Origin of the sequence: Algoriphagus zhangzhouensis, assembly GCF_900148515.1 — a bacterium.
Taxonomy (GTDB): domain Bacteria; phylum Bacteroidota; class Bacteroidia; order Cytophagales; family Cyclobacteriaceae; genus Algoriphagus; species Algoriphagus zhangzhouensis.
On sequence record NZ_FRXN01000001.1, the window covers coordinates 329,139 to 342,566 of the forward strand.

General features: G+C 38.6%; 13 protein-coding genes and 2 pseudogenes. 6 read left to right on the top strand and 9 right to left on the bottom strand.

Going from position 1 to position 13,428, the window contains the following annotated elements; translation table 11 throughout:
- The first annotated feature begins 37 nt into the window (after positions 1-37).
- The 4 genes and pseudogenes from BUF13_RS01360 (at position 38) to BUF13_RS01375 (ending at position 2,167) form a co-directional block, all read left to right on the top strand.
- Positions 38-412 carry a BlaI/MecI/CopY family transcriptional regulator gene (locus BUF13_RS01360; RefSeq protein ID WP_073569957.1) on the top strand — a complete coding sequence of 125 codons (375 nt, stop codon included), beginning with the start codon at positions 38-40 and terminating at the stop codon, positions 410-412.
- Positions 413-783: 371 nt separating this feature from the next.
- Positions 784-1,143: pseudogene (locus BUF13_RS20775) on the top strand (M56 family metallopeptidase); the annotation flags it as partial.
- A gap of 216 nt (positions 1,144-1,359) precedes the next feature.
- A pseudogene (locus BUF13_RS20780) lies at positions 1,360-1,680 on the top strand (energy transducer TonB); the annotation flags it as partial.
- A gap of 85 nt (positions 1,681-1,765) precedes the next feature.
- Positions 1,766-2,167: an energy transducer TonB gene (locus BUF13_RS01375; RefSeq protein WP_073569958.1), complete on the top strand. Its 402-nt coding sequence runs from the start codon at positions 1,766-1,768 to the stop codon at positions 2,165-2,167.
- Between the two features lie 99 nt (positions 2,168-2,266).
- On the opposite strand, the gene BUF13_RS01380 is transcribed toward BUF13_RS01375, so the two are convergent.
- A complete protein-coding gene (locus BUF13_RS01380) occupies positions 2,267-3,025 on the bottom strand; it encodes a 3-keto-disaccharide hydrolase (protein WP_073570799.1) in 759 nt (252 codons plus the stop codon).
- A gap of 164 nt (positions 3,026-3,189) precedes the next feature.
- Here BUF13_RS01380 and ypfJ point away from each other — a divergent pair, with 164 nt between their 5' ends.
- Positions 3,190-4,083 (top strand): KPN_02809 family neutral zinc metallopeptidase, encoded by an 894-nt coding sequence (gene ypfJ / locus BUF13_RS01385; protein ID WP_073569959.1) that lies wholly within the window; start codon positions 3,190-3,192, stop codon positions 4,081-4,083.
- Here the strand turns inward: ypfJ and BUF13_RS01390 are convergent.
- The 7 genes from BUF13_RS01390 to BUF13_RS01420 form a co-directional block, all read right to left on the bottom strand.
- Positions 4,080-5,000, bottom strand: a complete 921-nt coding sequence (locus BUF13_RS01390; protein WP_073569960.1) for a universal stress protein — start codon at positions 4,998-5,000, stop codon at positions 4,080-4,082. The two genes, ypfJ and BUF13_RS01390, sit on opposite strands and share 4 nt — an antisense overlap.
- A 416-nt stretch (positions 5,001-5,416) precedes the next feature.
- Complete coding sequence (locus tag BUF13_RS01395; protein ID WP_073569961.1) at positions 5,417-6,892, bottom strand: lipopolysaccharide biosynthesis protein; 1,476 nt, start codon at positions 6,890-6,892, stop codon at positions 5,417-5,419.
- Between the two features lie 49 nt (positions 6,893-6,941).
- Positions 6,942-7,139: a FeoB-associated Cys-rich membrane protein gene (locus tag BUF13_RS20900; protein ID WP_483188885.1), complete on the bottom strand. Its 198-nt coding sequence runs from the start codon at positions 7,137-7,139 to the stop codon at positions 6,942-6,944.
- Complete coding sequence (feoB, locus tag BUF13_RS01405) at positions 7,061-9,196, bottom strand: ferrous iron transport protein B (protein ID WP_073570800.1); 2,136 nt, start codon at positions 9,194-9,196, stop codon at positions 7,061-7,063. Before feoB ends, BUF13_RS20900 begins: the two co-directional genes overlap by 79 nt.
- A 4-nt stretch (positions 9,197-9,200) precedes the next feature.
- Positions 9,201-9,422 (bottom strand): FeoA family protein, encoded by a 222-nt coding sequence (locus BUF13_RS01410; RefSeq protein WP_073569963.1) that lies wholly within the window; start codon positions 9,420-9,422, stop codon positions 9,201-9,203.
- Positions 9,423-9,526: 104 nt separating this feature from the next.
- On the bottom strand, positions 9,527-10,165 hold the full coding sequence (locus BUF13_RS01415) for a hypothetical protein (RefSeq protein ID WP_073569964.1): 639 nt from the start codon (positions 10,163-10,165) through the stop codon (positions 9,527-9,529).
- A 106-nt stretch (positions 10,166-10,271) separates the two neighbouring features.
- Positions 10,272-11,534 (bottom strand): NAD(P)/FAD-dependent oxidoreductase, encoded by a 1,263-nt coding sequence (locus BUF13_RS01420; RefSeq protein WP_073569965.1) that lies wholly within the window; start codon positions 11,532-11,534, stop codon positions 10,272-10,274.
- A gap of 207 nt (positions 11,535-11,741) precedes the next feature.
- Here BUF13_RS01420 and BUF13_RS01425 point away from each other — a divergent pair, with 207 nt between their 5' ends.
- Complete coding sequence (locus BUF13_RS01425; RefSeq protein WP_073569966.1) at positions 11,742-12,398, top strand: Crp/Fnr family transcriptional regulator; 657 nt, start codon at positions 11,742-11,744, stop codon at positions 12,396-12,398.
- A 34-nt stretch (positions 12,399-12,432) separates the two neighbouring features.
- On the opposite strand, the gene BUF13_RS01430 is transcribed toward BUF13_RS01425, so the two are convergent.
- Positions 12,433-13,236, bottom strand: a complete 804-nt coding sequence (locus tag BUF13_RS01430; RefSeq protein WP_166669802.1) for a universal stress protein — start codon at positions 13,234-13,236, stop codon at positions 12,433-12,435.
- Positions 13,237-13,428 lie beyond the last annotated feature (192 nt).

Below are 13,428 nucleotides of genomic sequence, written 5' to 3' on the forward strand. Positions count from 1 at the left end.
AATAGGAAGTTTAAAAAATTCATTTTACATTAGAGATATGAAAGAATTATCGCAGCAGGAAGAACGCGTCATGCGTTTGTTTTGGAAAAAAGGACAAGCTTTGGTTAGAGATGTTTTGGATGAATTGCCAGAACCTAAGCCACCTTATACCACTTTGGCTTCTACGATTAGATTATTGGAGAAAAAGGGGTATTTAACTCATAAAGTTTATGGTACGACTCACATGTATATTCCCACAGTGAGCCAGGAAGAGTACTCAAAGTCAAGCATTAACCATATGGTGAAGCATTTCTTTGAAGGTTCTGTTGGAAATTTCCTCTCTTTTATGGTCAAAGAAAAAAAGATCTCCAAAGATGAAGTGGAAGACTTACAAAAGTTGATTGATGACTACGAAAAGAAAGGTAAGAAATGAAAATCCTCTTCAATTTTCTCCTAGAAGGGAGTTTGATCTTGGCGATAGGCTGGGTCTTTTTTAAACTTGTTTTGGAAAGACTGACATTTTTTGATTGGAATAGGACAGTCTTATTGAGCCTATTGACAATGGTTCTTGTTCTCCCGTTTTTATCCTTCAAATTAAATAATCCTGATTCCGCTATGTTGGAATATACCATGCCAACTTTTCAAGTAGGGCAAGGTGTACAAACCGAATCGGGTATTACCTGGCAAGAGGCACTTTTGGGAGTCTATTTGGTAGGCTTGTTTGTGGGCTTGGTGAAATTTTCATTAGGTCTTGCAAAGCCGATTTTTCAATTGCAGCTGGTCGAAAAATACGATTACAAAGGGATGAAACTGGCAGTGCATCCAAGCTTTGAGCCAGCTTCTTTTTTCAATTATATTCTTTTGCCAAAGTATGATCCAGAAGATCCAGATCAGAAGCAAATTTTATTGCATGAGTCTATCCATGTGTCCAAAAAGCATACCTGGGACTTGATTTTGATCCAATTATGTAAAGCTGTTTTTTGGTTCAATCCACTGGTTTACAGCTTTGAAAAATCGCTTCGAGAAGTGCATGAATATCAGGCAGATCAGGGGGTGACTCAATCGTATTCCCAGATTGATTATTCAAGATTGCTTGTAAAACTGGTCGCTCAGGACCAAGGATGGCAGTTGATGAATTCTTTCAACCAGTTTCAAACCAAAAAACGAATTGTGATGATGAACAAAACAAAATCTAATGAGGCGCAGAAGAGTAGATTTCTGCTCGTAGTGCCGATGTTGGCATTGATGGTATTTGTATTTGCTTGTGAGCAGAATTTGGATGATGAACCAATCAAGCCCGATCAAATTGTAGAAGTTGTCAATGAAGATGGTTCTACTGACTTGAAAGGATTAGTCAATGGCCGTGTTACTGAAATTTCTGCAGATGAAATTTTTGATATTGTAGAAGTTCAACCGCTACCACCTGGTGGAATGGAAGGATGGAATGCATATTTGGCCTCCAACCTGACTTATCCAGCTCAAGCTAGACAAATGGGAATAGAAGGTACTGTGATTGTAGCTTTCGTCATTAATACAGATGGTTCCATTCAAGATGTTGAAATATTAAGAGGGGTTGGAGCAGGATGTGATGCAGAAGCTGTAAGGGTGATTCAAAATGCACCTAATTGGGAACCTGGAAAACAGAGAAATCGAGAGGTAAGAACAAGAATGCGACTTCCAATCCGATTTAAATTAAGCTAAAATCTAGGGGTGATTATTTGAAAAACTCCCCGGTTTCAGGGGAGTCTTTTTTTGCCCTTTTTTGAAAACTAAACCATAAAATAACATGAAAAAATTAAGTGTACTTTCTTTGGTCCTATTCCTAACTATAGGCCTATCTCAAATCTCTTTAGCTCAAGAAACAATTAAAGCAAATGAGGTTCAGGAATTGGATAAAATTCCTCAATTCAAAGGAGGGATGGATGGATTGATTACTTATTTGTCTACAAATCTAAAATACCCTGAAGCTGCGAAAGAAAAAGGAATTGAAGGGACTGTGGCTGTGAAGTTTGTAGTAGAACTTGACGGTTCGGTTTCTAATGTGGAGATTCTCAGAGGAATTGGAGCCGGCTGCGATCAAGAGGCTTTGCGGGTAATAAAAGAATCAAAAGATTGGACTCCAGGAGAAAAAGATGGGAAGAAAGTCCGAACTGAAATGAGGCTCCCTATTAATTTTAAATTAAGTTGATTTTTTAGATTATTCAATTTTTTAAAGACTCCATTTTTTAGTGGAGTTTTTTATTTCGATAAAAAAGTAAAGCAGGCCAAAAGCCTGCTTTTTCAATCATTAAAAATCTGTAGACTTACCATCCAAATTCAAATCCTTGATCCAGACATTTCGATACAGGACATCATGTCCTTCAGCTTGAAGTTTTAGACCACCTGGAGTATCTGTAATTCCTTTTCCGCCTTCATTTCCACCATCAAGTCCTGAGTTGGGACCACCCCAAACTTGTTGGATACTCACGTCTTCATGGATCTTTTTGCCATTGAAATAAATGGTCACTTTGGGTTGTTCAACCAATTTTCCATTTTCAAAACGTGCTGCTTTGAATACGATATCGTAAGAATTCCATTTTCCAATTCCATTATAGGCTTCTTCTTTTGGAAGGTGTTCATTAATCACTGCAGCCATGCCATGAAGTCCATAATCTCCATCAAGAACTTGGATTTCATATCTATTTTGAAGATAAACACCGCTGTTACCTCCTTCTTTTTCGATCAAAAACTCTACATGAGCTCTGAAGTCTTTTAATTTTTTCTTTGTTACTATATCTGCTGCACCATAAAGGCCTCCAGCTGCTGATGGGTCATTGGAACTGATTGCTTTTCCTCCGGTAACAGGATCTTTTACTTCAGCCCATTTGATTGGATCTTCAGCTTTGAATCGAGGGCCTTTCCAATACTCCCATTTGTCCAAAAGCATTTTTTTACTGCCGTCAAGCATCAGTTCTGCACCCTCAATAGGTGGAGTTCCAACACCAACTTGGGCATTAGAGAAAGAGTAACTTCCGATTAGAAACAGGGCTACTAAAATTGATTTCATTTTTATCTGGGAAAAATTGCGATTCATAGGTTTAAGGGTTTAAAGAAAGATTTAGTAAGTATTCGATACTTTTTTGTCAATTTGGTTAATTTTAGGAAAGCGAAAAATTTATTTTCCATGGAATGCCCTAAAAGGCTAGGATTTTTACACTAATACGAATAATTATGAAATGGGAAGGCCGTAGAAAAAGTCAAAATGTTGAAGATAGAAGGGGACAAAGTGGAGGCGGAGGTGGAGGATTCAATCCTTTGCTGATTGGTCCTTTGCTGAAAATCTTATTTTCCAAAACTGGTCTAATCATCGTTGGGATTGTGATTGTTTTCTCTGTGGTAACCGGTACAAATCCCTTGAATTTCATCGGTGGATTCTTAGGAGGAGGAAGCCAGGGTTTTACCACAGAAACCAATTATACGCCAACGGCTGAGGAAGATCGTTTGGCCGAATTTAGTACAATCATTTTAGGTGATACTGAAATCGTCTGGAACCAGTTAATCGAAAATTATCGAGAACCAACTCTTGTTCTTTTTACGGGCTCTGTTTCTTCTGCCTGTGGGAATGCTAGTGCTTCAACCGGACCTTTTTACTGCCCTGGCGATGAAAAGTTATACATTGATCTAAGCTTTTTTGAAGAGATGGAAAACCGATTGAATGCTCCCGGAGATTTTGCTCAAGCTTATGTAATTGCCCATGAAGTAGGGCACCATATTCAAAAAATCATGGGAATAACTGATGAAGTCCACAATCTCCGAGGTCAAGTCAGCGAAAAGGAATACAATCAGTATTCTGTCAAATTGGAACTGCAGGCAGACTTTTTAGCAGGTGTTTGGGCTCATCATAGTCAAAAAACCAGTGGAATGATGGAAAGAGGAGATTTGGAAGAAGCACTCAATGCTGCAAATGCCATTGGCGATGACCGACTTCAAAAACAAGCCACTGGTAGGGTAGTTCCTGATTCATTTACGCACGGAACTTCCGCTCAGCGTATGAGATGGTTTAAGAAAGGATTTGATACTGGAGATTTAAGACAGGGAGATACCTTCAGTGCAGAGACACTTTAGATTTCAAGAATATAATCCAGAATTCCGGCATTCTTTCCTTTTGGTCTAGTTACCAAAAGAGGCATGCTGTCATTGTATTGGATTAATCTTTCTGCCATACTTCCAATGAAAAGAGCTGTTGCTGCGGTACGGCCTTTAGCGCCAATGATGATTCCGTCAGCTTCGATTTCCATAGCCTTGGAGACAATTTCTTGTACTGGATCATCATCCTCGTCTTTGGTATAGATAGGAGTGATTTTGACTCCTTTTGTATCTATTTTACGGATGAACTTCTTGTAATTGATCTCAGCATGCATTTGCATGATCTGAGTAAACTCCTCGTAACTTTTGCCTGTGAAGTGATAACCTGATGGTACGGTGAATACGTTTTGACAGACGATTTCAACATTTCCGTGCTTATTGGCAATCATGATTGCTTCTTCAAGGGCATCTTTGGAGTATTCTGAAAAATCTGAAGGAACTAAGATTTTGCTCAACTTGGCAACTGAGTTCTCAGGAACAATCATCAAAGAGCAGGAAGCTCTTCTTGCCAATCGCAGGGAAGCGACTCCAGTTCCAGGTAAATCAACTTTTCTACCGATTATGATCATGTCAGCAGATTTTTCTTCTGCTAATTTGAGGACCTTCTTTGAAAGCGAACCTTCTTTGACGATGTAGTTTAATGAAATGTTTTTCGTATTTCCAAAGTTCTCTTTAACGACAGTTTCCATGGCTTCTTGTCTTTCATTGATCATGTTTTCGACCAAATTTGGAAACTCCTCCAGGACTTCTTTAGGTACCGATAAATTCTTGATTACGTTGACGAAATAAACCTTTTTAGTCTGGTTTACTTTTGCAACAAAAGAGGCATATTGGATCAGAGTTTTATCCAAAGTGGTCTGATCAAGACAAACAATCAGTTTTTTAATCAAGTACATAGTCTTCCTGGATTTGGATTCGCAAAGTTAAAGTTAAAAAGGAAATTTAAAGTTCTGTATCGGTATAAAATTTTGATTTTATTTAGTTTTAATCTAATATTTATTTAGGTATTGAATTATTGCAATTAATATCCAAATAAAATTCTATTTCATGATCTGTTTAAAAACAGGATTAACATTTTATTTTAATTTCTTTCAGTATCCTTAACCCCTCGATGAATATATCGTATATTTGCAGGAGTCCGGGTCGCTGACATGTTCAAACTTCACAATTTAACAAAATACCGAGTGAAGCCCTTTCCAAAAACAGGCCTCACCCCGATAGCTATTGGGGCCTCGCCATTCGGCAGGATAACAGTGGAAGTTTGCGGTTCTCAGGCAGCTCAAATCTTGTCTATAAGGAGGTTTGTAACACTCTAAGATCCGGGCTTTTTAATTTTTTGCCTAATCCATTCCAGCTCTTCTTTTCCAGAGAATCCTGACAAAGCGATCATCCAATATAATACTACTATTAAAATTGATCTAATTCCCATATTGATCAATGGATTTTCCATGACTGGTAGGAAGCTAGCCAATGATAAAACAAGTAAGCCGGCCCCTAAAATTTTTAAGCTGTGCAGATCAAAAGGGTTGAGCTTTAAGTTGATTTTCAAATAAATGAATTTCACCAAGTTGAAAAGCAACATCACTAGAGCTGATGCGATGGCTGCTCCTTCGATTCCGTAAATAGGTATCAGCAGATAATTAAATAGAATAATCATCCCGCTCATGATGACGGTGGCAATCAGATTGAATCGATAATAGTTTGAGAAAACTAAAATTTCGCCATTGATTGAAAATGCCACATCAAAAAGCTTTCCCACTCCAATAAATAATACCACCCATTTGCCGCTTTCATAGATCTCCCGGTTTGGTATGAAATGATAAATCGAATCAATATTTGCCCAAATGCCAATGAAAAGTAAGAGGCAGATATATAGTTGTCTTCGAGATACTTGCTTGTAAAGAGTGTTGATTTCTGATATTTCATTTTTTGAAAAGTGATCGGCAATCACTGGCATAACCACTTGTGATATGGCTCTTCGGGGCATTTCTATGACCAAGGCCATGCTAAAAGCAATGGTATAAATGGCATTAGCCTCCAAACTGACCATGGAGCTGACCATGATGCTATCGATCTTCAAAATCAAAGTAGAAGCAGCTGTTGCTAAAAAAGTTATCAGGCTGAATTTCAAAAAAGAAGAACGAAAACCTTCCGGAAATGAATTCCAATTGAAATCTAAACGGAGTACTTTTAACCAAATCAGGTAGACAAGCATCCCGACAAGTGGTATTCCATAGACTAGAATCAATCCAGCCATCAACTGGTCAAAATTGATCCAACCACCCAGGAAAGATAAAATCCATAGTCCTGTCAATAGACGAAGTAAAACCTCCCTGAAAAAAGCAGGAATTGCCACTTTCAGGTAAGAGCGACTATAGGCATCCAAAATGGAATTTGCCAATGCCAAAAAAGTGATCATCAGCACTATCCAAAGGTAGTTGATGACCTCAGGTGAATTTTTTGAAAATAGCCCGATGACCTGTTCCCGAAAGATATAAAACATCGAACTGACGATCAGAAAACCAATAAATGCCAAGAGCAAACTGAAGCTTAGAAAAGCCGATTGACCATTTTTTAGCTTGGGAAAATACCTAGTGATTCCATGTCCCAAGCCTAACTGTGCAAAAGGAACAAAAAGTAACCCTAGGTCCTGAATGGTGCGGAAAGTACCCAATTGTGCTGCCTCTAAGGCATAGGGATAAAGCCAAAGCACATTGAAATAGCCAATGACTACTCCGATGTAGGAAAAAATGGTGGTCTGAATACTTTGGCTGGCAACTTTGCCCATGCGTTGAAATTATCAAAAAATCAGGAAAATCAATGACTTGATTTAACAATCAAGGTTTGGCACACTTGTCACACCCAGGCTGGGTTTTAGCAGGGAAGAAGAATCTTCTTCCCAAATAGGCCAAGGCCGCCAATACGATTATTCCAACGATAATTTCTTGCCACATAATCAGGAGAATATTTGATAAGTAATCAGTGCAGATACATAGGCCAAAACAGTCATGTATACTGTTTGAATTAACGGCCATTTCCAACCTTTAGTTTCCCTGTAAACCACAGCCAGCGTACTCATGCATTGCATAGCAAAGGCATAGAAAACCATTAATGAGAATGCGGTAGCTTTATTAAAGACCTTATCTCCAGTTACTGGATTGATCTGTGAATCCAACTTTTCCCGTATCGTAGAATCGTCCTCCGGATCTCCTCCGATACTGTAGATAGTTGCGATAGTTGATACGAAAACCTCTCTTGCAGCAAATGAAGTGATCAATGCGATTCCAATTTTCCAATCATAACCCAAAGGTCTGATCGCAGGCTCGATTGCTCTTCCCATGATTCCGATGAAGGAATTTTCTAACAAAAGTGAAGAAGTTTCTGCTTCAATAGTTTCGATTTCTTCATCCGAATTTACCTCGGCCAATCTCAATTCGCTAGCGGCACGGATTTCATCCATTTTGGAAGGTGGTCCATAGGAACCCAAAACCCAAAGAATAACAGAAATCGCTAAAATGACTTTTCCTGCTTCAGTTACAAATGTTTTGGATTTGTTGTACATGGTGATAACCACGTCCTTCCATCTTGGTGTTCTATAACTAGGCAATTCTACCATCAAGAAGCTCTTTTCAGCAGTTTTTAGGATGTTTTTCAATCCAAAAGCAGTTACCAAAACGCCAACAACTCCCAATAAATAAAGGGCCAACAAGGCTAATGCTTGCATATTGACAAAGCCAAGAACCGTTTCATTTGGTACTACCAATCCAATCAAAATAATATAAACTGGAAGCCTGGCAGAACAACTCATCAAAGGAGTGACCATGATGGTGATAATCTTTTCTTTCCAGTTTCCAATATTTCTTGCCGCCATGACTCCAGGAATGGCACAAGCAACACCGGAAACAAGAGGAACGATACTTTTGCCATGAAGACCAAATGGTCTCATCCAGCGATCCATTAGGAAAACTACACGTGACATGTATCCCGTGTCCTCCAAAATGGCTAAGAAGCCGAATAACATGGCGATTTGAGGGATAAAGATTACCACACCACCAATGCCTGGAATAATTCCATCTGCCAATAAGCTTGTCAATGGGCCATCAGGGAGACTCGTGCTTACCCAAGCTCCTAAATCAGCGAAGAATCCATCGATCAAGTCCATTGGTACGGATGCCCATGCGAAAATAGCCTGGAACATCACCAATAGGATTGCAGCAAAAATCAAATATCCGAAAACAGGGTGTAGGATGATTTTATCGATCGCAGAAGATCTTCTTTCCTTTATTTCTTTCTTATTCAGGGCTTTTTCAATGATCCCTGTGATTTTCCTATATCTCAATTTGGTCTCTTCCAACTGAGCTGCTGGAAGATCCACGTGAATCGATTTTAATTTATTAGCAATCCAATCTCTTTTTTCCTGAGAAAGACCTTTGTCTTTCAATCCAAATCGAAGAATTTGGTAGGCTTGATAATCATTTTTAACCTCGAATTTTTCTTTGACATCAGATAGGATCTGTGTGTCCAGATATTCGCTGACAGAAAGGAATTCACTGGATTTTGAAAAATTCTTCTGATGAATTAGCTCACGAATCTGTTCGATGCCTTTTGCTCCCCTGGCATCAGTACTCAAGATCGGAACTCCCAATGACTTGAAAAGCTCATAACCTTTGATCTCCAACCTTTGCTTTTCGGCCATGTCGGCCATGTTCAATACCAAAGCCAAGTTTAATCCCAAATCAATCAGCTGCGAAGCGAGAAAGAGACCTCTTGAGACTTGGAGTGAATCCACGACCATCAATACGTAATCCGGACGCTCCACTTCACTCAATTGATTCAAAACTCTATGAGCGATGATTTCATCTTCAGAGTTTGGATAAAGAGAATAGGTTCCCGGAAGATCGATTATCTCGTAAGTGCTGCCTTGGTGAGTCATCACCCCGGTTTTCTTATCGACAGTCACTCCAGGATAATTTCCAATTTTCTGATTGAGGCCAGTTAATTGGTTGAATATGGTTGACTTCCCCACATTTGGATTTCCAATAATGGCGATCTTCAATGGTTTTACTAGGGGAGTTTGAGTTGGTTCAGACATGTAATCAGAGGATTTGTACATCCAAAAGAGCTGCTTCAGTCTTTCGAAGAGCAAGAATCGTTTCATCCAAACGAAAAGCCATAGGGCCGTTCATAGGAGCGATGTGTTGGAGGGTGATCGTTTTACCTGGCAGGAATCCCAACTCCATCAAATTGATCTTTAAAGGGGAATTTGCGATGTCTTTAATTATCGCACTTTTTGATAAGGGAATTAGGTCTGCAGTCATAAGGATTCCGGTAATTTCTATTCTCGGAATGCAAAAATAATTTATTTGGAATGAATCTAAAGAAAAATAAAAAAGATTTTTATCAGGTTTTAAAATGATCCTTGTTAATTAATCCTCAAAACCTCGTTTTGATAGTTAAATTCTTGCCCTCCATCGAGTTGGATTTGGATGCTAAAAGATAGTTTCAGCTCCTTTTTTGGATCGTTTTGAAACTGGAGTTTGAAGGAATCATCCAAGTAAATTTCCACTCCATTTTCAATGAAATCGGCAATACTTTCCAGCCCTTGATTGTGGTAATAATTAAGCCCAAATAGATGGCTGATGTTATCACCGACCTTTAGGACTTCGCCACTTTCCAACTTAACTTCTTCTGTATTGAAAATCTGGATGTTTTTCAATTTGTTAGCAGATTTTGGCGGAGCAATACTACAAGCAAATGCAAGGCCCGGAATTCCGTTTGAACTTGAGGAAGTTTCCAAAGCTAGATACTCAACTTCTCCCAAAGTGATTACTTTAGAAAGTTGATCAAAGGGATAAAAACTTTCTGAATCTGCCTCATTTCCATTGGATTGCAGAGTTTGTATTTCAAAATCTTGAATGAGAAAATCAGTGACAGTAGGAGTAGATCCACAGCCACATGAGCTATTGCAAAAAGGATCCACAATATTACAACTTAAGGGAAGCAAGGCCATCCCGGAAAAAATTGCGAGTGTAAGAAGTGTCTTTTTCGAATTGAACTGCATGGTATAAAAATAGCCTTTTTTTACCCAACGAAAAGGTAATTGGATATGCTACAAAAAAGCCCAAACCAATATTCGGCTTGGGCTCCCAGTCTATGAAGAAAAAATGCTACGCTTTTCCTTTCAGCATCAGATTCCAATACATAAATGGTAAACCATATTTTTTCAGTAGCCACATGCTGTATTGCTCTTTAGTCGTATCTACAAATTTGGAAATCAATGGATCACTATCTCTGACATTATCATATTTGAATTCTGCCAAGACCATTTTTCCATATCCAGTTACCAATGGACAGGAGGAATATCCGGAATAGGATTCTTTTCCCGCTTCTTGAGTTTGAATCAGTTTCAATAAGTTTGCTACTACAACTGGAGCTTGTTTTCTGATCGCTGCACCGGTTTTTGCTGTTGGGAGATGGGCTACATCGCCTAAAGAGAAAATATTTGGAAAACGCTTATGTTGAAGTGTATGTATATCAACATCAACCCAACCTTTGCCTGGACCTTCTTGAATGGAAACTATGCTATCCTGGATGAATTTTGGCGCTGCTTGAGGTGGTGCCAAGTGAAGCATGTCAAAATGAATTTTGATTTCAGTATCTCCACTTAATTCTTCGCCAATCACATTTCCTTCCATGATCGTACAATTGCTTTCACCTGGTTTGGCATATTTGAAATAAATGATTTGATTTTCGGGATCTATCCGAACCGGAGCATAGAAAGGTTTGAATATGATATTTCTATCATGAATAATTTTATTCAAAGTTTTTGCAAAATCCGGCACACCGAATATCACTGTTCCAGGTGTGGCAAATACTACATTTGTTTTATCTCTAATACCTGCCTTTCTAAAATAATCTTCAGCTAGATACATGATTTTTTGTGGTGCTCCACCGCATTTGATTGGAGTAGTGGGCTGGGTAAATACTGCATTTCCACCTTTGAAGTTTTTCAAAACCTCCCAAGTATGCTCTGGGTCAGTATAATTACTACAAACCACCTTTTTGTCCATGGCTTCCTGAAGGCCTGGCAATAACTCAGGGGCCATAACCAATCCAGGGGCTACCACTAAATAATCATAAGTGACTGGACCAGATGATTCTGTGCTTACCTCATTTTTTGCTGGGTCAATTCCCGTGGCTTTATCTTTTATCCATTCCACACCGTGCGGGATGTAATCCGCCTCATCTCTTTCGGTGTCCTTAAAATCAAAAGTACCTGCCCCAACCAAAGTCCAAGCTGGTTGGTAATAATGCTTTTCTGAAGGCTCGATTATCGCGATTTGAAGGTTTTTATCTTTTCTCTTCAATTGTGCTGCTACGGTTATTCCTGCAGTGCCACCTCCAATAATTACTATTTCAAAATGGTTCATAGTTTGGATCTTTTTATTGGTCAAAAGGTATTATTAATTAAAATAAAATTTTGTGACTTACGTCACTTCTCAGTATTAAATTTGTATTCACTAAAAAATTAATAGAAAATATTGCCTTTACATGCTCATTTTTTGATTGCTTCCTTGTGATAATTATCACTTATTGCAGAGGAACCAAAAAATACTTTTGCAGCTTTTAAAAGAATCATGACAATAGAAGAACTCAAATCAGCACTTCCCAATTTCACAGATCCTAAACTCTTGGAAATCCTTTTGGATAAAGGACAAATCATGCATTTGGAACCTGGAAAAGTCTTAATGGAACCAGGTAAATTCATCAAAATGGTCCCAGTAGTCTTGGAAGGCTCTATTAAAATAATGAGAATGGATGAAGATGGCAAAGAGCTGTTTTTGTATTACTTGGATGCAGGGGAAACTTGTGCTTTATCCTTGACTTGCTGCTCGGCTTCCAAACCAAGTGAAATCAAGGCAGTTGTAGAAGAGCCCACTGTGATGTTGAGTGTTCCAATTGCCTTTCACGAGCAATTATCCGATGAGTTTAAGCAATGGAAAGATTTTGTCTCTTCCACCTATCAAAGTAGATTTCAAGAAATGCTAATTGCACTGGATGCAGTGGCTTTCAAAAGAATGGATGAGCGATTGATGCGCTACATAGTAACCAAAATGAAGCAGCACAAAACCAACGAGCTGCATACAACCCATCAGGAAATAGCCACAGAATTGGGGACCTCTCGCGAGGTGATTTCTAGACTTTTAAAACAGCTAGAGAAGAAAAAGTGGATTGAATTAGGTAGAAATGTGATTTACATCCGCGATGATTTCGAGGAATTGATGAGTAAATAAAAACCTTAAGAATTTAAATTGTGCCTCTCTAGATTTATAGCATAATCAAGAGAGGCACTTTTGTATGATAGGCCATTTCAAGCGATCTGCTTTTGCTTGTAATCTGTTGCCAGAAAGTCTTATGATGGTGGCACATGGTCAAAATCGCATCTTCATTATCTTCAAAATAGGCATCTAGTCCTTTCCCTATTTCTATGGTAGGAATGGTAATTACTTCGCTGATTAGTTTAGGGAATTTCTCCTTGAGATAAGCCTGTAACCCCAATACAGATAGCTTTTCTTTGAAATCTATTTTGCTTTGAAGGTGTAAAATTTCCAAATCCAGATCCCAGAATTCAGCCATTTTGATCACTCTTTCAATGAAAGGCTCCTCATGATTGGCTATTTCTAAGGCCAGAGTGATTTTGGATGTGAAGGTGATATTTCCTTCTACTGGAACCAATAAAACCGGTTTGGTAGATTCTTTGACTACCTCAACTGCTGTAGATCCAAGCATCACTTTTTTGATTCCAGAGACTCCATGAGTTCCCATGATGATCAAATCTGCATCTTCCTCTTCGGCCAGTTTTGCAAGAAGAATGGACGGGGTTCCTTCTAAGGTTTTGGAATGAAAGTCAATATTGGTATGATCATACTTATGAATCAGTTTGATCAAAGATTCTCTTGCATCTTGATGCATGCCATCAATTGCCACAGCTGTTTGTGCAGCAAAATCATAAACCATCTCTACGACATGCACCAAAGTGATGCTATACTTTTTAGGGCCTGCAAGTCCAATAGCATATTCTAGTGCCTTGATGGAATTGTCTGAGAAATCAATTGGGATGAGGATTTTCATGGTCATTTATTTATCGATTTCAATTTATTGGAAAGAAAAACAGAAAACCATGATAAAAATCAATCTCTTCACTAATTTAATCAGGCAGTAAATGAAGCAGTTGGAATTAATTTTCTAAAAGTGAATAACGCATGTGACAATTGTTACTGCTTACCGGGAGCTCGCCAAGCTACTTTTGTAGGGTAAAACTTA